The 23,845-nt window shown below is 68.8% G+C and carries 17 protein-coding genes; 10 read left to right on the top strand and 7 right to left on the bottom strand.

The window, feature by feature from the left end:
• Positions 1-53: 53 nt before the first annotated feature.
• The 4 genes from trxB to AC5WJ1_RS03535 all read left to right on the top strand — a co-directional run bounded on the left by trxB (position 54) and on the right by AC5WJ1_RS03535 (position 3,906).
• On the top strand, positions 54-1,019 hold the full coding sequence (gene trxB, locus AC5WJ1_RS03550) for a thioredoxin-disulfide reductase (RefSeq protein ID WP_133093979.1): 966 nt from the start codon (positions 54-56) through the stop codon (positions 1,017-1,019).
• 108 nt (positions 1,020-1,127) lie between these two features.
• Positions 1,128-1,802 (top strand): Smr/MutS family protein, encoded by a 675-nt coding sequence (locus AC5WJ1_RS03545; protein WP_133093978.1) that lies wholly within the window; start codon positions 1,128-1,130, stop codon positions 1,800-1,802.
• A gap of 26 nt (positions 1,803-1,828) precedes the next feature.
• Positions 1,829-2,470, top strand: a complete 642-nt coding sequence (locus AC5WJ1_RS03540; protein WP_133093977.1) for a trimeric intracellular cation channel family protein — start codon at positions 1,829-1,831, stop codon at positions 2,468-2,470.
• Positions 2,471-2,589: 119 nt separating this feature from the next.
• Entirely contained in the window at positions 2,590-3,906 is a 1,317-nt protein-coding gene (locus tag AC5WJ1_RS03535; protein WP_135704128.1) for an IS4 family transposase, read from the top strand.
• Positions 3,907-3,955: 49 nt separating this feature from the next.
• Here the strand turns inward: AC5WJ1_RS03535 and glnK are convergent, their stop codons facing one another.
• The 3 genes from glnK to AC5WJ1_RS03520 all read right to left on the bottom strand — a co-directional run bounded on the left by glnK (position 3,956) and on the right by AC5WJ1_RS03520 (position 7,441).
• Positions 3,956-4,294, bottom strand: coding sequence for a P-II family nitrogen regulator (glnK, locus tag AC5WJ1_RS03530; RefSeq protein WP_006162803.1), 339 nt, complete (start codon positions 4,292-4,294; stop codon positions 3,956-3,958).
• 241 nt (positions 4,295-4,535) lie between these two features.
• Positions 4,536-5,234, bottom strand: a complete 699-nt coding sequence (locus tag AC5WJ1_RS03525) for a hypothetical protein (protein ID WP_195431648.1) — start codon at positions 5,232-5,234, stop codon at positions 4,536-4,538.
• Positions 5,235-5,392: 158 nt separating this feature from the next.
• A complete protein-coding gene (locus tag AC5WJ1_RS03520; protein ID WP_195431649.1) occupies positions 5,393-7,441 on the bottom strand; it encodes an NAD(+) synthase in 2,049 nt (682 codons plus the stop codon).
• 205 nt (positions 7,442-7,646) lie between these two features.
• On the opposite strand from AC5WJ1_RS03520, the gene AC5WJ1_RS03515 reads away from it, so the two are divergent.
• On the top strand, positions 7,647-8,888 hold the full coding sequence (locus AC5WJ1_RS03515) for a GNAT family N-acetyltransferase (protein WP_135704739.1): 1,242 nt from the start codon (positions 7,647-7,649) through the stop codon (positions 8,886-8,888).
• Between the two features lie 13 nt (positions 8,889-8,901).
• Here AC5WJ1_RS03515 and AC5WJ1_RS03510 read toward each other — a convergent pair whose 3' ends face one another.
• Complete coding sequence (locus AC5WJ1_RS03510) at positions 8,902-9,486, bottom strand: cytochrome b (protein WP_494476373.1); 585 nt, start codon at positions 9,484-9,486, stop codon at positions 8,902-8,904.
• A gap of 129 nt (positions 9,487-9,615) precedes the next feature.
• Positions 9,616-10,143 (bottom strand): inorganic diphosphatase, encoded by a 528-nt coding sequence (gene ppa, locus AC5WJ1_RS03505; RefSeq protein ID WP_029045751.1) that lies wholly within the window; start codon positions 10,141-10,143, stop codon positions 9,616-9,618.
• 202 nt (positions 10,144-10,345) lie between these two features.
• On the opposite strand from ppa, the gene AC5WJ1_RS03500 reads away from it, so the two are divergent.
• From AC5WJ1_RS03500 to AC5WJ1_RS03480, 5 genes are all read left to right on the top strand, one after another.
• Positions 10,346-11,782: an aldehyde dehydrogenase family protein gene (locus AC5WJ1_RS03500; protein WP_135704737.1), complete on the top strand. Its 1,437-nt coding sequence runs from the start codon at positions 10,346-10,348 to the stop codon at positions 11,780-11,782.
• On the top strand, positions 11,775-12,017 hold the full coding sequence (locus AC5WJ1_RS03495) for a hypothetical protein (RefSeq protein ID WP_133093973.1): 243 nt from the start codon (positions 11,775-11,777) through the stop codon (positions 12,015-12,017). The genes AC5WJ1_RS03500 and AC5WJ1_RS03495 overlap by 8 nt, the downstream gene beginning before the upstream one ends.
• Positions 12,018-12,080: 63 nt before the next feature.
• On the top strand, positions 12,081-12,839 hold the full coding sequence (locus tag AC5WJ1_RS03490) for an SDR family oxidoreductase (protein ID WP_133093972.1): 759 nt from the start codon (positions 12,081-12,083) through the stop codon (positions 12,837-12,839).
• 78 nt (positions 12,840-12,917) lie between these two features.
• Complete coding sequence (locus AC5WJ1_RS03485; RefSeq protein WP_133093971.1) at positions 12,918-14,225, top strand: MFS transporter; 1,308 nt, start codon at positions 12,918-12,920, stop codon at positions 14,223-14,225.
• A 249-nt stretch (positions 14,226-14,474) separates the two neighbouring features.
• A complete protein-coding gene (locus AC5WJ1_RS03480) occupies positions 14,475-15,293 on the top strand; it encodes a hypothetical protein (RefSeq protein WP_135704735.1) in 819 nt (272 codons plus the stop codon).
• Between the two features lie 164 nt (positions 15,294-15,457).
• Here the strand turns inward: AC5WJ1_RS03480 and AC5WJ1_RS03475 are convergent, their stop codons facing one another.
• Both AC5WJ1_RS03475 and AC5WJ1_RS03470 read right to left on the bottom strand, forming a co-directional pair.
• On the bottom strand, positions 15,458-21,430 hold the full coding sequence (locus AC5WJ1_RS03475) for a hybrid sensor histidine kinase/response regulator (RefSeq protein WP_195431650.1): 5,973 nt from the start codon (positions 21,428-21,430) through the stop codon (positions 15,458-15,460).
• A 139-nt stretch (positions 21,431-21,569) separates the two neighbouring features.
• Positions 21,570-23,810, bottom strand: coding sequence for a methyl-accepting chemotaxis protein (locus AC5WJ1_RS03470; protein ID WP_195431652.1), 2,241 nt, complete (start codon positions 23,808-23,810; stop codon positions 21,570-21,572).
• Between the last annotated feature and the right edge of the window lie 35 nt (positions 23,811-23,845).

Genomic DNA, 23,845 nt, shown 5'->3' with positions numbered 1-23,845 from the left:
GGTTTCGAGCAATGCCGGTGGGCATCATGCCGCACCGGCCACAGGAACGCATCATGGCAAAACACGCAAAAGTGCTGATTCTCGGTTCTGGTCCCGCCGGCTATACCGCCGCGGTCTACGCGGCCCGCGCCAACCTCCAGCCGGTGCTGATCACCGGACTGGCCCAGGGCGGACAGCTGATGACCACCACGGACGTCGAGAACTGGCCGGGCGATGCCAAGGGCGTCCAGGGTCCCGAGCTGATGCAGCGCCTGCTGGCGCATGCCGAAGAGTTCAAGACCGAAATCATCTTCGATCACATCCACACCGCGAAGCTGGTGGATGAAAACGGCAAGCCGGCCCGCCCCTTCACGCTGATCGGCGACGCCGGCGAATACACCTGCGACGCCCTCGTCATCGCCACCGGCGCCTCGGCCCAATACCTGGGCCTGCCGTCGGAAGAGTCCTTCATGGGCCGCGGCGTGTCGGCCTGCGCCACCTGCGACGGCTTCTTCTACAAGAACCAGGAAGTCGCCGTGGTCGGCGGCGGCAACACCGCCGTGGAAGAAGCGCTGTACCTGTCGCACATCGCCAGCAAGGTCACCGTGATCCACCGCCGCGACAGCTTCCGCGCCGAGCCGATCCTGGTCGACCGCCTGCTCCAGCGCGAAAAGGAAGGCCGCATCGAGATCCGCTACGACAACGTGCTGGACGAAGTGCTGGGCGACGATTCGGGCGTGACCGGCATCCGCATCCGCAACGCCAAGACCGGCCAGACCGAAGACCTGAAGCTGGCGGGCGTGTTCATCGCCATTGGCCACAAGCCCAATACCGACCTGTTCGCCGGCCAGCTGGAAATGAAGAACGGCTACCTGGTGACCAAGTCGGGACTGCAGGGCGACGCCACCGCCACCAGCGTGCCGGGCGTGTTCGCCGCCGGCGACGTGCAGGACCACGTCTACCGCCAGGCAATCACCAGCGCCGGCACCGGCTGCATGGCCGCGCTGGATGCGCAGCGTTTTGTCGAAGCCCTGAAGTAATCCCGCCTCTCCGAACCGGCCACCGCGGCCGGTTCACCCCTTCCCCGCAGCCTCCGTGGCTGCCCTGCCCCAGTCGATATAATCCCGGCGAGTACCCGGAGATTTTTCATGACGCAAGGCGCCCGCAAACCCGACCGACCGACCCAGCGCTTCGGCCTGAACGACCTGTCCAGCCTGCGCGACAACCTCAAGGCCGATGCCGAGCGGCGCGAAGCCGAGCGCCTGGCCGCCGAGCAGGCGGCGCAGCGCGCCCGCGAGGAAGCCGACGTGTTTCGCGCCAGCGTGGGCCAGGTCAGCCAATTGCGCGACCGCAACCGCGCCCACCACCCCGTCAGCAAACCCGCGCCGGTACCGGTGCAATCGCAGCGCAACGACCAGGCGGTGCTGCAGGCCTCGCTGTCCGACGAGTTCGATGTCGAAAGCCTGCTGGAGACCGACGAGACGCTGTCGTTCCGCCGGCCTGGCATCGGCATGGACGTGATTCGCAAGCTGCGCCGCGGCGAATGGGTGCCGCAGGACAAGGTCGACCTGCACGGCCTGCGCAGCGACGAGGCGCGCGAAGCGCTGGCCGAATTCCTGCGCCGCTCGGTGCGCAACGGCGTGCGCTGCGTGCGCGTGATCCACGGCAAGGGCCTGGGCTCGCCCGACAAGCTGCCGGTGCTCAAGGGCAAGGTGCGCAGCTGGCTGGTGCAGAAGGAGGAAGTGCTCGCCTTCGTGCAGGCGCGCGAGGCCGAAGGTGGCGCCGGCGCGCTGATGGTGCTGCTGCGCCAGCCGAAGCCCTGATGCGCCGGGCCTGACCAGCGCCACGGATGCATCTCCCGCTCGAATTGCTGATGGGGCGGCTGCCCCTGATCCTCCATATCATGGAGGTCATCGGCGTACTCGCCTTCGCGGTATCGGGCGTGGTCGACGCGCGCAAGCAGCGGCTCGACGTGGTCGGCACCTTCGTGGTGGCGTTCGCCACGGCCTTTGGCGGCGGCACGCTGCGCGACGTGCTGCTGGACCGGCGCCCGTTCTACTGGGTCGAGCATGAAGGCTATGTGCTGCTGATCTTCGCGATGTCGTTTGGCGCGTCATTCGTGCTGCGCGTGGTCAGCCGCGTGGCGTCGGACCGGGCCTTGATCGTCGCCGACGCGATCGGGCTGGGGCTGTTCTCGGTCACCGGCACCTCGCTGGCGCTGGTGGGGCAGATGACGCCGACCGTGGCGGTAATGATGGGCATCATCTCGTCGGTGTTCGGCGGCGTGGTGCGCGACGTGCTGTGCAATGAAGTGCCGATGATCCTGCGCGACCGCTCGCCCTATGCGACCTGCTCCTTCGTCGGCTGCTGGATCTACATCGGCCTGACCTGGATGGAAGTGCAGCAGGAGGCGGCGCTGATGACCGGCGCGCTGGCGATCATCGCGATGCGGCTGGTGTCGGTGCGCTACGGCTGGAAGCTGCCGAGCTGAACAAGCCCCAAAAGAAAGAAAGCCGCCCGGTTGGGCTAATGCCGTTCAGTTAAGTCTGAACGGCATTTTTCTTTGCAGGGGTTGTAAACAAGGTGTCGAGCTGTTAACTTGCCGTTCCGATGCTATCGGAACAAGTCCACGCCACCCTTGAGCTTAGTGAGCCGGCCAGTTTTGCCCGGCTCAGCGAGCACCTGCCGATGGCTTGGATTGAGCAAGCGCTGGCAGCCTCGGGGACAGCGTCCGTTCGCCGGCGCCGACTGCCAGCAGAGCAGGTGGTCTGGCTGGTCATCGCGCTGGCGCTCTATCGGCACCAATCGATTCCCGATGTGCTGGAGACGCTGGACCTGGCACTGCCCAACGATGCCAACGCCTGTGTCAGCAAGAGCGGGATCGCCCAAGCCCGCGAGCGGCTTGGAGACAAGCCTCTGTTGTGGCTGTTCGAGCAGACCGCACGGGCGTGGGTGGCTCAGGATGCTGCGCACTACAAATGGAAGGGCTTGGCGCTTTACGCCATGGATGGGACCACCTTCCGCACTGCCGATAGCCCTGAGAATCGCCTCCACTTTGGCGCGCAGAGCTACGCCAGCGGCAAGGTCGCCAGCTATCCACAAGTCCGCGGGGTCTCGCTCACGGCTGTTCCCACCCATCTTGTTGCCGATATCGCCTTTGGCTGCTATGGGCGCAACGAGATGCTCTATGCCAAGGAGCTCATTGAGCGGATCCCGGATCATTCGTTAACGATCTTTGACAAGGGCTTTCTGGCCGCAGAGATCCTGTGGGGCTTGCGCATGGGCGGCAGCGAGCGCCACTTCCTGATCCCCGCTAAAAAGAATCTGCAGTGGGAGTTGCTCTCAGGCAACGAGGGCGATGGCATCGTCCAGATGAAGGTCTCGCCTCAGGCTCGCCGCAAGAATCCTGCCTTGCCAGAGACTTGGACAGCTCGCGCGATCCGGGACGAGGACTCAGACCGCGTCCTGTTGACCTCGTTGACAGACCGTCGGCGCTTCAAGGCAGCCGACATCATTGGGTGCTACAAGCGCCGTTGGGAAATCGAAACCAGCTATCGAGAACTGAAGCAGACGATGCTCGGGGCCGAACTGACCTTGCGCAGCCGCCAGCCTGAGGGCGTGCATCAGGAAATCTGGGGGGCACTGATTGCGTACAACCTGGTGCGTCTGGAGATGGCCAAGGCTGCGCTCGAGGCCCGCGCCGAGCCCACCGACTTGAGCTTTGTGCTGGCCTTGCGCCTGATACAGGGCGAGTTGATCTGGGCAGCCGGCATGGCCCCAGGCAAGCTGCCGGCCCACCTGCAGCGCATGCGCGCCAAACTTCAGTTGGCGATCGTCCAAAAGCGACGGGGGCGTAAGTGCCCCCGTGAAGTCAAAGCCCTGCCTAAGCGCTACACCGTCCGGTTCCTCAGAAAGGACCTTAACTGAACGGCATTAGCCCGGTTGGGCGGCTTTCTCGCATTTGCAGCCGGCGCTATCAGACCGCGGCTTCGTCCTGCTCGCCGGTACGAATGCGGATCACGCGTTCGATCTCGGTCACGAAGATCTTGCCGTCGCCGATCTTGCCGGTATGCGCGGCCTTGACGATGGCGTCAAGTACGGTGTCCAGCTGGTTCTCGGCCACCACCACCTCGATCTTGATCTTGGGGAGGAAGTCGACGACGTATTCGGCGCCTCGGTAGAGCTCGGTATGCCCTTTCTGGCGGCCAAATCCCTTCACCTCGGTCACCGTCAGCCCGGTCACGCCGACGTCAGCCAGTGCCTCACGCACCTCGTCGAGCTTGAACGGTTTGATGATGGCGGTAATCTGCTTCATGACTGGCCCCTGGTTATGTTTGTTCACGCGCCTGGCGGCGCACCACCGCGGACGCGGCGCTCTCCGGCTGGCATTTTAACAGCCATTGGCGCCATGCATTCCCCGCAATCCCGCGCCGGGCGCGGCCGGAACGTTCGACAGCGCGCATCGCAGGGCCGCGCGATGCCGCTTGTGCCTGTGGACAACCCTGTGGACAGCCCCCGGGAAATCCTGTGCAGAGCCTGTGCAAACCCTGTGCAAATCACCCGGTCACGCCGTGCTGAGGAAGCGGCGCCGATAGTCCGAAGGCGCCACTCCGACACGACGCAAAAAGGCGCGCCGCAGGTTGTTGGGATCGCCAAGCCGGCCAGGGCAGCCACGCGCTTGAGGGGATGGCGCGAACCTTCATCCGGCGCCTGCTTCCATAGCGTGGGGCCGCCCGCCACCAGCAGCGTGTCGATGTCGTCACTGGCGGTCTCCAGCGTCGCGTCCGGTTCGATGCGCATGCCGCTGGAGGCAGTGAGCATCCCAGGCGCCGGCGCGATGATCTCGAACTGGTACGCATCCGGTTGCCCGGCCTGGCGTGCAAATCCGCCAGCTCGGTATGCCTGCCCGCGCGCTGCAACGCCACCAGCCGGCTGCGCTGGTCACCTATCAGCGCAGCGTCGCCGCCGGCTTCGCGCACCCGGGAGGCAACCCGCTTCAGCAGGAAGCGCTCGCCGATCCACCCCTCCGCGGTTTCCACGGTGGTGTAGGCCAGCACCTCGTATGGTCGCGGCGGCTCGCCCCGCATCCAGATGTCGACGCCGCCGACGTGTTCCCGTGCGCCGCCCTGGCGGTGCCGCAGCAGCGGCTCGCCTTCGTGGCGCCGGATCGGCGCCTGGATGCAGGCCGCGAGACCCACGCAGCACAACAGCAGCAGGGCGGGAACCCTGGCCCGCTTCGTCAAAGTTGGCTTCATCTGATTTCCTCTGCTTCGAATGCAAACGGCGCGCAGTCTAGGCAGGAAATCCGGCGCTGCGTGGCCAGTGGCGGCGAGCGCTTGCCGCCTGACGGCGCTCCCGCAGGAAAATGGCCCGCACAGTGCTGGCCATTTCACTGCTCAGCGACACTGGGGCATCAGTCCGGCACCTTCTCCAGGTCCGCCAGCCACACCGCCGACTCCGAATCGCTCGGCGCGCGCCAGTCGCCGCGCGGCGACAGCGAACCGCCCGACCCCACCTTGGGCGCGTTCGGGATGCAGGACCGCTTGAACTGGCTGGTGCGGAAGAAGCGGTCGAGAAAGATCGCGAGGTTGCGCTTGATCTCTGCTAGCCCGTACTGGTTGCGCGCCACCTCGGGCCCGTACGGCCACACGCCGCGCTCGCGGTCGCCCCAGGCGTGCTGGGCCAGGAAGGCGATCTTGGACGGCGTGAAGCCGAAGCGCAGCGTGTAGTAGAGGTTGAAGTCCTGCAGCTCGTACGGCCCGATGGTGCTTTCGGTCTTCTGCTCCGGGCCATGGTTGCTGTCGCCGGGCACCAGCTCGGGGCTGATGTCGGTATCGAGCACTGCCAGCAGCACGTCCGCCCCACCCTCGCCGATCTGGCCGGTTTCGGCGACCCAGCGCACCAGGTGCGAGATCAGCGTCTTGGGCACGCTGGCGTTGACGTTGTAGTGGGACATGTGGTCGCCCACGCCATAGGTGCACCAGCCCAGCGCCAGCTCGCTCAGGTCGCCGGTGCCGATCACGATCGCGCCCTGGAAATTGGCCAGCCGGAACAGGTGGTTGGTGCGCTCGCCGGCCTGCACGTTCTCGAAGGTCACGTCATAGACCTTCTCGCCGGCGGCGTACGGATGGCCCAGGTCCTTCAGCATGGCCAGGCAGCTGGGACGGATATCGATCTCGGTGGCGCTGCAGCCCACCACCTGCATCAGCTTGCGCGCCTGGTCCAGCGTGCGGTCGCTGGTGGCGAAGCCGGGCATGGTGTAGGCGAGTATATTGGCGCGCGGCAGTCCCAGCCGGTCCATTGCCTTGGCGCAGACCAGCAGCGCGTGCGTCGAATCCAGCCCGCCCGAGACGCCGATCACCACCTTGCTGATCTTGCTGGCCGACAGCCGCTGCACCAGCGCCTGCACCTGGATGTTGTAGACCTCCATGCAGCGCTCGTCGCGCTGGCGCGGATCGGCCGGCACATACGGGAAGCGCGCCACGTTGCGTGCCAGCGGCAGCGACTTCTCGCGCGGCAGGTCGAGCGCGAAGGTGACCACGCGGAACGCTTCCACCTCGGCCTTGTGCCGGCGCACCGAATGGCCGAAGGTGACCTGGTGCATGCGTTCGCGCGACAGGCGCTCGACATCGACGTCGGCGAACAGCAGGTGCGAGTCGTCGGAGAAACGCTCGGATTCGGCCAGCATTTCGCCGTTCTCGTAGATCAATGCCTGCCCGTCCCAGGCCAGGTCGGTGGACGACTCGCCCTTGCCGGCCGAGGTGTACAGGTACGCCGCCAGGCAGCGCGCCGACTGCTGCGACACCAGCTGGTGCCGGTAGCCCGATTTGCCGATCACGATATTCGATGCCGACAGGTTCACCAGCACGGTTGCGCCCGCCATCGCGGCGAACGACGACGGCGGCACCGGCACCCACACGTCTTCGCAGATCTCGGCATGGAAGCGGAAGAACGGCAGCCCTTCGATATCGAACAGCAGCCCGGCGCCGAACGGCACGTCCTGGCCCAGCAGCCGCACGCTGTCGACCGTGGCGCAGTCGGCCGCGCTGAACTGGCGCCCTTCATAGAATTCCCAGTAGTTGGGCAGGAACGACTTTGGCACCACGCCCTGCACACGGCCCGCGGCCACCACCACGGCGCAGTTGAACAGCTGGTGCTGCACGCGCAGCGGCATGCCCACCACCATCGCCAGCGGCAGCTTGCGCGAAGCTTCGACGATGGTGCCGAGCGCCGCCTCGCACGCATCGAGCAGCGTGCGCTGGTGGAACAGGTCGTCGCAGGTGTAGGCCGACAGGCCCAGCTCGGGGAACGCGGCCAGCACCGCGCCGCGCTGCGCAGCCTGCGTGGCCAGCGCCAGCGTCTCGCGCGCATTGAAAGCCGGATCGGCCACGCGGCAGACCGGCACGCCGACCGCCACGCGGGCAAAGCCGTGGGAATAGAGGTTGAAAAACGGAGTCTTCATTTCGGGCCCTGGGGTATGGCAGGCATGGGGCGGGTCATCCGCGCCTGAACCTGGGGGTGACGCATATCCGCCATTCTACGTCGCTACCCGGGGGCGCGCCGCCCGTGCCTTGCCGCAGCGCCTGCACGCCGTTTCCGGTAGACTCGAGCCGCGCCATGCGCCGTCGCGCGCGGCAATCCCGTCTCCACCCCTTCAGCTACAGCCCATGCAGTCGGATTCCGGCGACACGGCGGCCACAGGCAGCCGCGCAGACGACCAGAAGGTCCACCAAGCGGACATTTCGGACTACCAGACGCGCATCGTCTCCGACCTGGCCGAGATCGACCCGGCCGCCTGGGACGCGCTGCTGGCGCGCCAGCCCGAACCCACGCCGTTCCTGCGCCACGCTTTCCTGCATGCGTTGCATGCCAGCGGCAGCGCATGCGCCGAGACCGGCTGGCATCCGCGCTTCCTGACGTTGTGGGCGGGCGACCGGCTGGCCGCGGCAATGCCGCTCTATGCCAAGGCGCATTCGTACGGCGAGTACGTGTTCGACTGGGCCTGGGCCGATGCGTATGCCCGCCACAACATCGAGTACTACCCCAAGTGGCTGTCGGCGATACCGTTCACGCCGGTGCGCGGCGCGCGGCTGCTCGCTGAAGATGCGCAGGCCCGCCGGCTGCTGCTGGAGGTGGCGCTCGCGCTGGCGGCGGAAAGCGGCATGTCGTCGCTGCATGTTCTTTTTCCCGACGAGGCCGAAGCCGGGCTGATGCAGCAGGCCGGCATGCTGATGCGGCACGGCGTGCAGTTCCACTGGACCAATGGCGGCGAAGGTGGCAGCAAGCCCTACGCCAGTTTCGACGACTTCCTCGCCACGCTGTCACAGAAGAAGCGCAAGAACATCCGCGCCGAACGGCGCCAGGTGGCGCAGGCCGGCATCACCTTCCGCCACCTGCGCGGCCACGAGATCGATGAAGAGGCCTGGCGCTTCTTCAACCGCTGCTACCGCCAGACCTATCGCGAGCACCATTCCACGCCCTACCTGAACCTGGACTTCTTCCGGCGCATCGGCGCGGCGATGCCGCAGCACCTGCTGCTGGTGGTGGCCGAGCGCGCGGGCCAGCCGATCGCCTCGTCGCTGCTGGTGTACGACGATGCGCCGCAGGTCAGCACGCTGTACGGCCGCTACTGGGGCGCGCTCGAATACCACCCCTGCCTGCACTTCGAGACCGCGTACTACCAGCCGCTGGAGTTCTGCATCGCCCACGGCATCCGCACCTTCGAAGGCGGCGCGCAGGGCGAGCACAAGATGGCGCGCGGCTTCCTGCCGGTGGCGACGCGCTCGGCGCACTGGCTGGCGCATCCCGACTTTGCCGATGCCGTGGAGCGCTTCCTCGCGCGCGAGCGCCACGGCATCGACGCTTACCTGGACGAACTGGGCGAACGCAATCCCTTTGCCCGTTCCTGAGCCGCCGTGGCGCTCAGCGCCACATGCGCCGCAGCGTGTTGTCGCCCAGCATGTAGTGGTGGAACAGCGAAGCCATCGCATGCAGCCCGATGACGAGGTAGAACGCGGTCCCCAGCGTTTCGTGGACGGCCTTGACCGTGTCCTTCAGCGCGGGGTCCGCCGCCACCAGCGCGGGCACTTCGATCCCCAGCGAAGGCAGCGCCAGCAGGTGCCCGCCGGCATTCATCGCCAGCAGTCCCAGCAGCGGCTGCGCCAGGATGAACAGGTACAGCACCCAGTGCATGGCTTCTCCCGCCAGATGCATCCAGCGCGGGCCGGGTTCCGGCGCCGGTGCGCCGCGCACCAGCCGCCACAGCAGCCGCGGCACCGCCAGAACCAGCACCAGCGCCCCGGCCCATTCATGGATGTCCATGGCCAGCACGCGCGCCGGCGTGCCCTTGTCGAAGTTGCCCTTCAGTTCGATGGCCGCATACGCCAGCGCCACCAGCACGAACACCGCCCAATGGAAGCACACCGCGAGCCGGTCATAGCGGCGCGATGGCGACAACACTTCCGGCAGGCCCTGCATCGGCTTGATGCCCTGAGTAGCGCGGTTCATGGTGGGTTCTCCTTCCTGGTTGACACGGACCGAGCGTAGCGCAAGCGGCACGGACGAGTCCTAACCGCCATCAAGCGACGGGCAACAAAAAACCCCGCCGCGGCGGGGTTTCTTCAGCGACGGTTCAGCTTACTTCTTGTAGTTGGCCACGCCGTCGGTGATTTCCTTGTGGGCTTCCTCGATGCCGGCCCAGCCTTCGACCTTGACCCACTTGCCGGCTTCCAGTGCCTTGTAGTGCTCAAAGAAGTGCTTGATCTGGTCCAGCAGGTTTTGCGGCACGTCCGACAGGCCCTTCATGTAGGCGGTGGCGGGCGACAGCTTGTCCACCGGCACGGCGACCAGCTTGGCGTCCACGCCCGACTCGTCGGTCATCTTCAGCATGCCGAGTGCACGGCAGCGCACCACGGCGCCGGCCAGGATCGGGAACGGGGACAGCACCAGCACGTCCACCGGGTCGCCGTCGCCCGACAGGGTCTGCGGAATGTAGCCGTAGTTGGCCGGATAGCGCATGCCGGTGCCGATGAAGCGGTCCACGAACAGCAGGCCGGTTTCCTTGTCTGCCTCGTACTTCACCGGATCGCTCTGGGCCGAGATCTCGATGATGACGTTGAAATCGTTGGGGATGTCCTTGCCCGGGGTGACGAGGTTGAAGCTCATGCGGTTCTCCAGATGCCTGCGCTGTGTTGTCGGATGGCGGGCATTATAACGGCTCGCGCCTGACCGGTTGCTGACAAGCCAGGCCCGTTCTGACTTCCCTGCCCGCTGCAACGCGTTGCAGCGACGCCCGCGTGCGCGATAATGGCGCATTCTTCAGCCGACACTGAATAGCCGCAGCCTTCGTGCTGCCCCGGAGCCACCCATGCATGCCCAGCACTTTGTTGCCAACCGCCTGATCGCGCCGGACAACGGCCTGCGCATCAAGGTGTTCGACCCGTCCAACGGCGAGCCCTTCGCCGAGATCGCCCGCGGCAACGCCACCGACGTCAACGTTGCGGTCCACGCCGCGCGCCAGGCCGCCGAGGGCGCCTGGGGCCAGATGGCCCCGGCCGAGCGCGTGCGCCTGCTCAACCGCGTCGCCGTGGCGCTGATCGCGCATGAAGAGGAACTGGCCGCGCTGGAAGCGCGCGATACCGGCAAGCCGCTGCGCCAGGCCCGCGCGGACGCCCGCGCGGTGGCGCGCTACTTCGAGTTCTACGCCGGCGCGGTCGACAAGCTGCACGGCCAGACCATCCCCTACAACCCCGGCTACACCGTGCTGACGGTGCGCGAGCCGCACGGCGTGACCGGCCACATCATCCCGTGGAACTACCCGCTGCAGATCTTCGGCCGCAGCGTGGGCGCGGCGCTGGCTGCCGGCAATGCCTGCGTGGTCAAGCCGGCCGAGGACGCCTGCCTGTCGCTGCTGCGCGTGGCCGAGATCGCCGCCGAGGCCGGCCTGCCCGAAGGCGCACTCAATATCATCACCGGCTACGGCCACGAAGCCGGCGCCGCGCTGGCGCGCCATCCCGGCATCCACCACATCTCGTTCACCGGCTCGCCGCAGACCGGCAAGCTGGTGTCGCAGCTGGCCGCCGAGAACCACGTGCCGGTCACGCTGGAACTGGGCGGCAAGTCGCCGCAGATCGTGTTTGCCGATGCCGACATCGATGCGCTGGTGCCGGTGGTGGTCAACGGCATCGTGCAGAACGCCGGCCAGACCTGCTCGGCCGGCAGCCGCCTGCTGGTGGAGCGCCCGGTCTATAACGCGCTGCTCGACCGCATTGCCTCGGTGTTCGAGTCGCTGCGCGTGGGCCCGGCCGAACTCGACCTCGAATGCGGCCCGCTGATCAGCCGCAAGCAGCAGCAGCGCGTGTGGGACTTCGTCTCCGACGCGCAGCACGCCGGCGTGGCGGTGATGGCGCAGGGCCAGATCGTGGCCGAGGCGCCCGAGGCCGGCTACTACCAGGTGCCGATGCTGTTCCGCGATGTGCCGCCCGCGCATCGGCTGGCACAGGAAGAAGTGTTCGGCCCGCTGCTGGCGGCCATGCCCTTCGACACCGAGGCCGAAGCCATCGCGCTGGCCAACGGCACGCCCTACGGCCTGGTCGCCGGCGTCTGGACCCGCGACGGCGGACGCCAGCTGCGCCTGGCGCACAAGCTGCGCGCGGGCCAGGTCTTTATCAACAACTACGGTGCCGGCGGCGGCGTTGAGCTGCCCTTCGGCGGCAGCGGCCAGTCCGGCTACGGCCGCGAAAAGGGCTTCGAGGCGCTGTACGGATTCACCACACTGAAAACCATCGCCATCCAACATGGGTAACATCAACTTCCTTTCCGTCGCATTTGCCATCTTCTTTTTCTGGATGGCGTGGCACGTGCGGAACAAGCGCGCCACCAATCCCTCCGGCATGCCGCGGCTGCAGGTGTTCAAGCGCAAGTGGGGCGATGTGGTGGGCGACCGCGTGCACTGGTGCCTGTATGTGGCGCTGCCGTTTTTGCTGGCGGTGATGATGGTCGCGAATGCGTTGCGCGGGCGGGGGCCGTTTTCGCATTGATATCGCCGCACTGAACGATTCCCCGCACCGATCACCGAAAATCACAACACAAGGAGACAAGCGATGAGACTGGCCAACAAGGTAGCGATCGTCACCGGCGGCGGTTCCGGCTTCGGCGAAGGCATCGCCCATACCTTCGCCCGCGAGGGCGCCAGCGTGCTGGTGGCCGACCTGCGCGAAGACGGCGCCGAGCGCGTGGCCGCGGCGATCCGCGAGGCCGGCGGCCAGGCGCGCGCGGTGCGCGCCGACGTCTCGCGCGGCGACGATACCGAGGCCATGCGCGAGGCCGCGCTGGCCGCCTTCGGCGACGTGCATATCGTCGTCAACAACGCCGGCACCACCCATCGCAACAAGCCCATCCTCGACGTCACCGAGGATGAGTTCGACCGCGTCTATGCGGTCAACGTCAAAAGCATCTACTGGTCGGCGCGCGCCTTCATCCCGCACTTCCGCCAGCGCGGCGGCGGCGTGTTCGTCAATATCGCCTCCACCGCCGGCATCCGCCCGCGGCCTGGGCTGGTCTGGTACAACGGCAGCAAGGGCGCGGTCATCACCGCCAGCAAGGCCATGGCGGCCGAGCTGGGCAAGGACAATATCCGCGTCAACTGCGTCAACCCGGTGATCGGCGCCACCGCGCTGCTTGAAGAATTCATGGGCATGCCCGACACGCCCGAGAACCGCGCGAAGTTCCTCGCCACCATCCCGATGGGGCGCATGTCGACGCCGCAGGACGTGGCCAATGCCTGCCTCTACCTGGCTTCCGACGAAGCCGCCTTCATCACCGGCACCTGCATCGAAGTCGACGGCGGGCGCTGCGTCTGAGCCCTGCTTCACCGGCATTTCCTTGTCGTAACACCGCTGTACCGCGTCGCAAGAACGCAAACATCCTCAGGAGACGGCATGACAACGACCGCAGTAACCCCCGGCGTCGGCGACGCCGCCTTTGAAGATGCCACCTACCGCAAGGTGAGCTGGCGCCTGGTGCCTTTCCTGCTGCTGTGCTACGTGGTGGCCTACCTGGACCGGGTCAACGTCGGCTTCGCCAAGCTGCAGATGCTCAACGACCTGAAATTCAGCGAGACGATCTACGGGCTGGGCGCAGGCATCTTCTTTATCGGCTACTTCCTGTTCGAAGTGCCCAGCAACGTGATCCTGCACAAGGTGGGCGCGCGCATCTGGATCGCGCGCATCATGATCACCTGGGGCGCGATCTCGGCGGCGATGATGTTCGTCACCACGCCGACCATGTTCTACGTGCTGCGCTTCCTGCTTGGCATTGCCGAGGCCGGCTTCTTCCCCGGCATCATCCTGTACCTGACCTACTGGTACCCGGCCAACCGGCGCGGGCGCACCACCACCTTCTTCATGACCGCGATCGCGCTGTCGGGCGTGATCGGCGGCCCGCTGTCGGGGTGGATCATGCAGTCGTTCGACGGCCACAACGGCTGGTCGGGCTGGCAGTGGATGTTCCTGCTGGAAGGCGTGCCGTCGATCCTGGTGGGGCTGTGGGTGCTGGCCTACCTGGATGACCGCATCGCGCACGCCAAGTGGCTGACAGGCGAGGAAAAGGCGCTGCTCGAGCGCAACATCGCCGCTGAAGACGCGCACAAGGAAGACCCGCCGATCCGCACCGTGATGTTCAGCCCGCGCGTCTGGCTGATGAGCGCGATCTACTTCTGCTTCGTCATGGGCCTGTACGGCGTCAGCTTCTGGCTGCCGACCATCATCAAGCAGACCGGCGTGAAGAGCGCGCTCGACATCGGCCTGCTGACCGCGATCCCGTATGGCTGCGCGGTGATCGGCATGGTGCTGGTGGCGCACAGCGCCGACCGCAGCGGCGAACGGCGCTGGCATATCGCAATCCCGGCGCTGCTCGGCGCGTTCGGCCTGCTGCTGTCGGTGCATTGGGCCACCGATACCACGCTGGCCATGTTCGCGCTGACGCTGGCCACCATCGGCATCCTGACCACGTTGCCGCTGTTCTGGAGCCTGCCCACGTCGTTCCTGGCCGGCACCGGCGCGGCCGCGGGCATTGCGCTGATCAACTCGCTGGGCAACCTCGCCGGCTTTCTCAGCCCGTATGCGGTGGGCTGGCTCAAGGACCTGACCAGGAGCACGGACTCCGGCATGTACCTGCTGGCCGCGTGCCTGGTGGTAGGCGCGGCGCTGACGCTGTCGGTCCCGGCCCGGCTGGTGAGCCGCAGGTAAGCAAGCGCGTCGCGGGTAGCCTGCAACGGCGCTTTCCGGCAAGGAAAGCGCCGTTTTTTCATGGGATCTGCGCAAGTGCCTGGCGCGGCGCTCGTGCGGCGACAATGCGCCATCCGCTGACGCCGATGTAGGACCACACCCGGCAGTGTGGTCCCGGCTTGCGCCCTAGCATGGAAAGGAAGACACCCGGAGTGATCCACACGGGGTCCTCCGGGCATGTGAATCCTTAAGATTGCCAAGGAGGCCACGATGCCGCACCTGCCCCCGTTTGCCCCTACCCAGTCACTGAAGCGCGTCGAAGCGCGGCTCGCACGCCGCACTCGCGTCAAGCGCCTTGTGATCGCGCTAAGCGCCGGCGTGGTCGCGCTGCTGGCCCTTGTCCCGGCGGCCAGCCATGCCCAGGCACCCGTGGTCGAAGCCGCGCCCGCATCCGCCACGCCTGCGCCAGCTCCGGCAGCTACTGCTCCGGCACCGGCTGCTCCGGCAGCGACCGCCCCTGCCCCGGCTGGTGCCATCGCGCCAACGCCGGGCGTGAGCCCGCCCGCGACGCAGCAGCCCACCACCATGCCGCCGCCAGTGGCCCAGCCTGCGCCGCCGGCACCGGCACCGGGTACTGCAGCCCCGCCGCCAACGGCCTCGCCGGCACCGGCACCGGGCGGCGCCGCACCTGCCGTGCCCGCTCCGCCGCCGACCGCGGCCCAGCCACGCCCGCCGCTGACCACGCCGCCGCCTCCGCCGCCACGGGACGCCATGGTGCAGCGTACCGCGGGACCGGTGACCTATATCTGCGGCGGCGTCGCCGAGGACGAGCAGGTCGCGCTGCAACGGCTGGCACGCAACTTCAACATGAGCCTGCTGTTTACCCAGGGCGATCGCGGCGAGTACCTGTCCGATGTCGACGTGAAGCTGATGCGCGGCAACAAGGAAGTGGCGAGCTTTGTCGCCGACGGGCCGCGCTGCCTGCTGAGGGCGCCGAGCGGCACGTACAGCGTGCGGGCGACTTACCAGGGCCGTACCAAGACGGCCACGGTGAGCACCGGCGGGCGCAACAACCAGATGCGCTGGTAGGTTTCAGGGTGGCAGCGCCGCGACGCGGCGTTGTTGGAGGAGAGGAACAGCGCGGCGTCTTGCGATGCCGCGCTTTTTCTTTTGGCGGGATGCTTTTTGCCGAATGCCTTACGCAAACTGACGGTGGTCTCCCTCTCCCGCAAGCGGGAGAAGGGAGCAAACACTCAGGCGGGCGGCCCCTCGCCCAGCATCTGCGCCACCGATGCCGCCGTCCCCGCAGCGCGCGCGCCCAGCAGGCGCTGCAGCGTGGCCAGCAGGTGGTCTTCGTTATACGGCTTGCCGAGGTAGACGTTGACGCCGATCTCCTCCGCATAGCGGCGATGCTTGTCCGCCGTGCGCGAGGTGATCATCACCAGCGGCATGTGCGCGGTACGCGAGTCGGACCGCACGTTACGGGTCAGGTCAAAGCCGTCCATGTTCGGCATCTCGATGTCCACCAGCATCGCATCCGGCATCACGTCCTGCAGCTGCTTGAGCGCATCCACGCCGTCGCGCGCCAGCACCACCTGGTAGCCGGCGCGGCCGAGCAGACGCTGGGTCGCCTTGCGCACGGTCAGCGAATCGTCAACCACCATCACCGTGGGCTGCAGCGCCAGGCCCCGCACCGGCGCGGCGCTGCCGTCGCCGGCCAGTTCGGCGACCGCGCCCAGCGGCCCGGCCACCGGTTGCGCCAACTGCGGCGCCAACTCCGGCGCGGACTCCGCGGGAACCACCTGCTGCGGCGCGGGCTGGCCGCGCTCGCGCAGCAGCCGCTGCGCCAGCACCACCGGGTTGTAGATCAGCACGATCTCGCCGTCGCCGAGCGTGGTCGCGCCGGCAATGCCTTCCAGCCGCGCCAGCTGCGGCCCGATGTGCTTGACCACCACTTCGCGGTTGCCGACCACCTCGTCCACGTGCACGGCGACACGTTCGGCGCCGCTGCGCACCAGCACCACCGGCGAGTACTTGCGGCCGGCTGCCACGCCGTTGCCCTCTTCCAGCAGCGCGCCGAAATAGAAGAACGGCACCTCGGCGCCGGCCACGGCGAAGCGTCCCTGGTTGTAGGCCTCCACCAGCGCCGGCGCGCGCAGCTGCTGCACCTGGTCGATCATGCCGCTGGGTACGGCATAGCGCCGCGCGCCCAGCGAGAACACCAGCACCTGCGTGATGGCCGTGGTCAGCGGCAGGTGCACGGTGAAGGTGGTGCCCTGCCCGGCCTTCGAGGCCAGCGTGATGCGGCCGCCCAGCGCCACGGTCTCGGCGCGCACCACGTCCATGCCGACGCCGCGCCCGGCCAGCTCGGAAACCGTGTCCGCCGTGGAAAAGCCGGGGGTGAAGATCATCTCGGTCAGGCGTGCCTCGCCGGCGTCGTCGTCCGGCGCGAGCAGGCGGCGCTCGACCGCGCGCGCACGGATGCGCGCCAGGTCCAGCCCGTTGCCGTCGTCGACGAAGTGCAGCACCACTTCGTTGCCTTCCTGCTGCACCTCGAGCGTCAGCGCGCCCGTGGCGGGCTTGGCGGCGGCGCGGCGTTGCGGCGCGGGCTCGATCCCGTGCACCACCGCGTTGCGGATCAGGTGTTCGATCGGGCCGGCCATGCGGTCCAGCACGGAGCGGTCGATCTCCACCGTGCCGCCCTTGATCAGCAGCCGCACTTCCTTGCCGGTCTCCGCGGCGGCCTGGCGCGCCACGCGGTACAGGCGCTCGGCCAGCGCGTCGAACTGCACCATGCGCGCCTGCATCAGGCTGCGCTGCAGCCCGCGCGTCAGCCGCGCCTGTGCGGCCAGGTCGCCGGCGGCGCGGTCGAAGCCGCGCTGCAGGTTCTGCTCGACGGTGGCCACGTCGTTGACCGATTCGGCCATCATCCGCGTCAGTTCCTGGAAGCGGGTGAAGCGGTCGAACTCGAGCGGGTCGAACTCCTGCTTGTGCTGCGCGTCGGCGATGCGCGACGCCATCTGCGATTCGGCCTGGATCTCGATCTCGCGCAACTGGCCGCGCAGGCGCGCCACGTTGTCGTTGAGTTCGCCCAGGTAGGTGCGCATCGCGTCGAGTTCGCTGTCGAGCCGCGCGCGCGTCGCGCCGACTTCACCCGCCTCGTTGATCAGCGTATCGAGCGCGCGCGCCTGCACGCGCACCAGCGCACGCTGCGGCTCGGCGGCCGGCGTGGGCCCGGTGGGCGGCATCGGCACCATCACGTCCGCGGGCCCGGGCATGACCGGCAGCATGGAGCCCGCACCGGCAACGTCGGCGGCAGGATCCAGGGCCGCTTCAGGGTGCGCTTCGGCAGCGGGTTCCGCCTCATCCTGCGGCGACACGCTGAGGCCGTTGATCACATCGGGGTCGTCGACGGGCAGCAGGCGTCCGGCCTGCAGCGCTTCGGCGTGCGCGAGGATGCGGTCGTACCAGGCGTAGAGGCGCGCGAACAGCTGCGGCCCGGCGCCCTGCCCGGCCTGCGCGCGCAGGCTGGCATCGAGCAGCGTCTCCATCTCGTGCGCGGCCTGGCCCAGCGCCATCGCGCCCGCCATGCGCGCACTGCCCTTGAGCGTATGCAACGCGCGCAGCACCAGTCCGCCGTGGCGCGTGTCCGCCGGCGCCGCTTCCCAGGTGCGCACCAGCTTGCCGAGTTCGGGCAGCGTGCCCTGGGCTTCCTCGAGGAATATCTGGACCAGCGCCGGGTCAGGCGCGGCGTCAGACGCGCGGGCCGCAGCGTCGCCGGCCGCCACCGCGACCGGCGGCCGGTGCGAAGTCGGCAGCGCGATCACCACGGCATCATGCTGCGCAGGCGGCGCGGGCTGGGCCGGCGCAGGCGCGGGCTCAGCCACCAGCGGCACTTCGTCGTCCCCGTGCGGCGGCTGGCCATAAAGCTGCGCCATGTCATCCACCGGCGCGGACGCTGCGGGCACGGCCACGCGCGGGCGCAGCAAGGCGCGTTCGCCGAATTCCACCAGGCTGCGGCGCAGGCCGGCGTCGGCTTGCGGCCACACGCCGGCGGCAAACTGGTGCAGCATGCCGCGCAGCCGTTCAACCGCCTGCTCCAGCAGGCGGAAGTCGCCCGGATGCATCGCCACCGGGTGCGAGCCCAGCTGCAGCAGCAGTCCTTCCAGCGCTTCGGCGATCTCGCGCACCGGCTCCAGCCCCACGGTCGAGGCACTGCCCTGCAGCGTGTGCGCCACGCGCAGCGCCAGTTCGCTCGGGCACGGATGGTCCTCGTGGCGCCATTCGGAGACATCGGTGGCGAACTGGCGCAGCAGGTCGTCGGCCTCTTGCAGGTAGACGTTGTAGAGCGCCAGGCCGATGCGCACCGGGCCGATGACCTTGTAGTTGTCCTCGTCGCTGGACAAGCCGCCGGCCAGGCGGAACGGAATGACGTTGTCGTCGTCGGCGGGCGTGTCCTGCGGTGCCGCCGCGCCCGGCTGGCTGTCGTCCGCGGACGCTGCGCGCGGAGCTCCTTCGGGGATGGAGGGCTCGGCTGGCACCGCCTCGTCGGCCGTCGCCAGGCCGCCGTCGCGCACCGCCTCGGCGGTCGCCACCAGCGGCGCGATGTCGTGCGCCGCAGCTGCATCGCGGTGCAGCTGTGCCACCCACACCGAGAGCTCGGCGTGCGCGCGGCGCAGCAGCGACAGCAGCGCCGGCGCCGGCGCGCGCGCCTCGGCGATCCACAGGTTCATCACCTGCTCCACCGCCCAGGCGGCTTCGCCGTAGCGATGCAGCCCGACCATGCGGCTCGAGCCCTTGAGCGTATGGAAGGCGCGCCGCACGCGGCTGAGCGTGTCGGCATCGCCCAAGGCATCGACACCTGCGTTGAGGTCGCCGGCAATACCGCCCAGTACCTCGTCGGCTTCGTTCAGGAAGATGTCGAGCAGCTCGGCATCGACCGCCGCGCTGTCGCCGGCGGCGGGCAGGGCCGGCTCTGCGGCAGCGGCAGGCAGGGGCGCGGGTTCGGGTTCGCCCGCGGCATCTGCCAGCGCCAGCATCAGGCGGCCGGCGGCATCGTCGCTGCCAGCCAGCCAGGCATTGCATTGGGTGGTGGCATCGGCGGCGCGGCGCCGCAGCGGCGCATTGTCGTCGATCGCGGCCTGGTCTGCCAGTGCCTGCAGCGCGGCACGCAGCCGCTGCACCTGCGGTGCGTCGGGCATGGGGCCGGCGTGCAGCGCTTCGGCCGCGGCGTCGCGCGCGGCAGCGAGCGGATGCTGGAAAGCGCGCCCGTCATCGGCGGCTGCGACTTCGGCGGGGATGTCTTGACGGCGGGCGCGGCCGAATTCAAGCGCATCGGCAAAGGCATGGACGGTGCCCAGCTCTGCCGCCACGGCGGCGAGCAGTTCGGTGCGCAAGGCGGCATCGGAAGCGTGGGAGGCATCGCCAACCGCGGCCAGCCGCTCATTGACAGCCTGCACCGCAGCCATGGCCCTGCCCGCGTCGCCGGTCAGCGCGGCCGGTAGCGCCGGCGACGCCTGCAGCCGCTCCAGCGTGTTGCCCAGCGCCGCGAACGCCTGGCGCGCATCGCGCAGGTGGCCGGCGCCGTCGGCACGCGCGGCGTTGCGGTCATAGCTGTCCAGCCACGATTCGCCGCTGTCGAGGTGCGCGCGCAGCTGCGCCACGGCCTCGCCGCGCAGCGCCTGCGCGCGCGCATCGTCGACCATGCTGGCCAGCCACGCCGGCGCGCCCACGGCGGGATCCGACAGCGACTGGTGCAGGCAGTCGGCCAGTGCCTCGCACTGCGCGGCAAAGCGCGCCGCGGCGGGATGGGCGGATTGTCCGTGCACGCGCCACGGCAAGGCGAGCGCACGCGCCAGGAACAACGCGATGCCGGTGGCGCCCAGCGCTGCGGCACGGCTACGCTCCCAGTCGGGCCCCGCGGCCGACACCGCCGCCTGCGACAGGCAGCGCTGCAGCGGCGGCTGTCCCAGCGGCTGCGCGGCTTCGGCGAGCGCCGCCAGCGCGGTTTCCCAGCCGGCCTGGTCGCCGGCAGCGGCCTGCTCCAGCCCCGCGGCGGCCTGCTGCAGGTTGCGCGTATCGATCGGGTCGAGCCAGCCGTAGTAGCGCAGCCGGAAGTCGGCATCGGCCACCGCGTGCGCGGCGTCGAGCCGGAAGGCCGCCAGCGTACGGGCGATGACGCTGCGCGCGGCAGCCGCGCCATCGGCCTGGACCGCGTCTGCGGCAGCCGTTTTCGCCAGCCCCGTGCACACCAGCAGGAACACGGCATCGTTCAGCAGCGCCTGCGGCACGCGCACATGCCCTTGCTGGTACTGGCGCAGCAGCAGGTTGGCACGCCCGGCAAAGCGCTTGGCCAGCAGGTCGGACGGCAGCAGTCCATATGCAAGCGCGCGGAACACCAGCCCCAGCACATGCCACACGTCGCGGTCCGGGTGGTCGGCGGCGCGGCGCGGCTCCTGCTCGTTGGCGCGCACTTCATCCAGCGCCGCATGCAGTGGCAGCCAGGCCTCGCGCAGCAGGGCCGGGTCCTGGCACGCGGCGGGCAGGCGCATGGCCTTCAGCAGCGTGGCCTCGAACTGCTGGCGCGCGCGCGTGATGGCGGCGGGGCTGCGCGCCGGCAGCAGCATGCCGGGCAGCATCTGCAGCTCGTCGAGCCACAGGTCGGCCGGATGCACGCGCTCCTCGCGCAGTTGCGCCAGCACGCCGGCGTAGGGCTGGAACAGCCGCAGCGGGGCCTCGTCGTCGCCGGCCATCAGGTCGTCGACATATTCGGCCAGTGCCTGCACGCCGGCGCGGAACACCGCCAGCGCCTGCGCATCGGCGGCAAGCTGGCCGGCATCGATGGCCTCGAGCAGGCGCCGCAGCGCCTGGCAGTACGGATCGGTGCCGCGCAGTCCGACGATATGCACCGCCCCGGCCGCCTGGTGCAGGTGCTGGCCGGCGAGCCGCAGCGAGGTGGTATCGCGCGCGCCCAGCGCCTCGGGCGCCTGGCGGATTTCATCGACGTAGTGGCCCAGCTCCGCGGCCGCGTCTTCGAGCGCGCCGCGCAGGCTCGGCGCGAGCCACGCCAACCCGGACAGGTCGCGCGCCGCGCCGCCGGCGTCGGCCGGCGCGGCAGTGGTGGCCGATGCGGGCAGCGGCGCCGCTTCCGGTTCGGGCATGGCGGGCGCCGGCAGCGATGCGTTGGCATCGGCCGCTTCGCTCGGGAGGGGAAAATTCATGGACATGACGGCTTCCAGTGCGGCGCCGCCAGGGCGGCCGCGGGCGGCCCGCCGCGGCGGCAGGCAGGCGCTGGGTTGGCTTGTTGGCAGGCGTGGCGGCAGTTGCCGCGCTGCGCGGAAGCAGTCGCAGGCGTCATCCGGCCACTCAGGCGATCTTGAAGCGCGACACCGAGTTGCGCAGTTCCTCGGACAGCAGCGTCAGCTGGCGCACGGATTGCGCGGTCTGGCGCGTGCCGCTGGTGGTCTGCTCGGTAACCTGCAGGATGCGTTCGATATGGCGCGCCACCGTGGTGGCAAGGTCGGCCTCGTGCGAGGTGGACTGCGAGATCTGCTCGATCAGCTCCGCCAGCTGGCGCGACACGCGGCCGATCTCGACCAGCGCCGCGCCGGCGTTGTCCGACAGGCGCGCGCCTTCGACCACGCCCTGCGTGCTGCGCTCCATGGCGTGCACGGCGTCCTGGGTATCGGTCTGAATGGTGCGGATCAGCGCGCCGATCTGCTTGGTGGCCTCGCCGGAGCGTTCGGCCAGCCGCTGCACTTCCTCGGCCACCACCGAGAAGCCGCGCCCGGCTTCGCCGGCCGAGGCGGCCTGGATGGCGGCGTTCAGTGCCAGCACGTTGGTCTGCTCGGTAATGTCGGAAATCAGCTCGACGATTTCACCGATCTCCTGCGACGATTCGCCCAGGCGCTTGATCCGCTTGGAGGTTTCCTGAATCTGCTCGCGGATGTCGTTCATGCCGGAGATGGCGTTCTGCACCGCCTGCTGGCCCTGCTCGGCCGCGGTCAGCGAGGCGCGCGCCACATTGGCCGACTCGGCCGCGCCGCGCGACACCTGCGTGATGCGGTCGGCCATCTCCACCACCGATTCGCCGGTCTGGCGGATCTGGCGCGACTGCTCCTCGGTGGTCGACAGCAGCTGGGTCGAGGTGGCCTGCACCTGCCCCGACGCCTGCGTCACCTCGCCCGCGGTCTGCTGCACCCGGCCGACCAGCTCGCGCAGTTCTTCCACGGTGTAGTTGACCGAGTCGGCGATGGCACCGGTGATGTCCTCGGTCACCGTGGCCTGCCGCGTCAGGTCGCCGTCGGCGATATCCTGCAGCTCGTTCATCAGTTGCAGAATGGCCTTCTGGGTGTTGTCGTTGTTGCGCTTTTCATCGAGGCGGCGCGCTTCGGCCTCGCGTTCGCGCGCCTCGGCTTCGAGGGCGCGCATGCGCGAATCGCGCAGGTACAGCGCGGCCAGGCCGACCAGGCACAGCAGCGTCAGCAACGCCGACACCACGGTCGCGCCCAGCGTCACCGGGCGCATGCGCGCCGACTCCGCATAGGCGCGCTGCAAGGCCGACAGCTCGCCGCGCAGCGCCTCGTTGTCGTTGAAGATCTGCTGCTGCGCGCGCTTGGCGGCGATCAGGCCGGGCAGGTTCTGCAGAATGGTCTGGGTGGTCTTCTGCACCGCGTCGAAACGCTGCGACAGCTGCTTCAGGTAGCCGCGCGTCTCTTCGTCGGTGGCGGCATTCAGGCGCAGCGCTTCGCTGCCGTTCATCAGGCCGTCGAGCGTCTCGCGGAAGGTGTTGGTGTCCTTGCCGAGCAGGAACGCGGTCTCGGGGTTGACGCCTTCGCCGGCCAGGAACTCGTTCAGGTTCTTGCCCAGGCGCTGCGTCAGCATCACCAGCTGCGCGGACGCCGCCACCTCGCGCGCATTGGCGCCGGACTGCAGCTTGATCGCGGCCACCTGCTCGGCGGCTTCCAGCAGTTCGGGGTTCGACGCGTTGAAGACCTGCAGGGTCTGGCCGATCGTTGTCAGCACAGGCCGCTGGGCCAGCACGTCGGCCGCGCTCTTCTCCGAGCGCTTCCACGACGTCATCGCGGTTTCCAGCAGCGGCGCGGCATCGCCCGTGGTGGCGCGCACGTGTTTCTCGTCGCTGCCGTCCTGCAGCGCCTTCAGGTCCTTCGCCAGCGTCTCCTTGGACTCGCGCAGCTGCGTAAAGGCCTGCGCATTGCCCAGCAGCGCCACCGGCACCGCCTTGCCCAGGCGCTGCGAGTGCATCAGCATGTCGCCGGCGATCTCGATCTGCGCCGCGGCATTGTTGGCGATGCGGTTATCCAGGTACACCGAGCCCAGCAGCGCCACCAGCGACACCACCACGCCCACGGTCAGCACCCGCTGCTGCGACGAGAACGGCATGCGGCCCATCCACGCCGACACGTGCTCCAGCGGCGTGGCGCCAAGCCCGGCGGGTGCGGCCGACGCGGCAGGTGTGGCAGATGCAGGTTCCGCGGGCGCGGCTTCCCGGCCGCCGGCATAGGCCATGTCCGGCCCGCCGCCAAGGGCGGCGGCGGCGTCGGCTGCCGGCGTACGCCGGCCCAGGCTGAATTTCTTGAAACCCATGGCACCCTCTTCCGTTCTATTCGTTGTTGTGCCCG

This window comes from Cupriavidus sp. MEYA8, assembly GCF_059278825.1.
This window is presented reverse-complemented; position numbering and strand designations above follow the sequence as displayed.

Bases quoted from the DNA above. Each gene is read 5' to 3' on its own strand.
- AC5WJ1_RS03535 (WP_135704128.1), top strand. From the start codon at position 2,590: ATGCTATCGGAACAAGTCCACGCCACCCTTGAGCTTAGTGAGCCGGCC.
- AC5WJ1_RS03495 (WP_133093973.1), top strand. From the start codon at position 11,775: ATGGGTAACATCAACTTCCTTTCCGTCGCATTTGCCATCTTCTTTTTC.
- AC5WJ1_RS03510 (WP_494476373.1), bottom strand. From the start codon at position 9,486: ATGAACCGCGCTACTCAGGGCATCAAGCCGATGCAGGGCCTGCCGGAA.
- AC5WJ1_RS03515 (WP_135704739.1), top strand. From the start codon at position 7,647: ATGCAGTCGGATTCCGGCGACACGGCGGCCACAGGCAGCCGCGCAGAC.
- ppa (WP_029045751.1), bottom strand. From the start codon at position 10,143: ATGAGCTTCAACCTCGTCACCCCGGGCAAGGACATCCCCAACGATTTC.
- AC5WJ1_RS03470 (WP_195431652.1), bottom strand. From the start codon at position 23,810: ATGGGTTTCAAGAAATTCAGCCTGGGCCGGCGTACGCCGGCAGCCGAC.
- AC5WJ1_RS03475 (WP_195431650.1), bottom strand. From the start codon at position 21,430: ATGTCCATGAATTTTCCCCTCCCGAGCGAAGCGGCCGATGCCAACGCA.
- AC5WJ1_RS03525 (WP_195431648.1), bottom strand. From the start codon at position 5,234: ATGAAGCCAACTTTGACGAAGCGGGCCAGGGTTCCCGCCCTGCTGCTG.
- AC5WJ1_RS03490 (WP_133093972.1), top strand. From the start codon at position 12,081: ATGAGACTGGCCAACAAGGTAGCGATCGTCACCGGCGGCGGTTCCGGC.
- AC5WJ1_RS03500 (WP_135704737.1), top strand. From the start codon at position 10,346: ATGCATGCCCAGCACTTTGTTGCCAACCGCCTGATCGCGCCGGACAAC.
- AC5WJ1_RS03520 (WP_195431649.1), bottom strand. From the start codon at position 7,441: ATGAAGACTCCGTTTTTCAACCTCTATTCCCACGGCTTTGCCCGCGTG.
- AC5WJ1_RS03485 (WP_133093971.1), top strand. From the start codon at position 12,918: ATGACAACGACCGCAGTAACCCCCGGCGTCGGCGACGCCGCCTTTGAA.
- glnK (WP_006162803.1), bottom strand. From the start codon at position 4,294: ATGAAGCAGATTACCGCCATCATCAAACCGTTCAAGCTCGACGAGGTG.
- AC5WJ1_RS03540 (WP_133093977.1), top strand. From the start codon at position 1,829: ATGCATCTCCCGCTCGAATTGCTGATGGGGCGGCTGCCCCTGATCCTC.
- AC5WJ1_RS03480 (WP_135704735.1), top strand. From the start codon at position 14,475: ATGCCGCACCTGCCCCCGTTTGCCCCTACCCAGTCACTGAAGCGCGTC.
- trxB (WP_133093979.1), top strand. From the start codon at position 54: ATGGCAAAACACGCAAAAGTGCTGATTCTCGGTTCTGGTCCCGCCGGC.
- AC5WJ1_RS03545 (WP_133093978.1), top strand. From the start codon at position 1,128: ATGACGCAAGGCGCCCGCAAACCCGACCGACCGACCCAGCGCTTCGGC.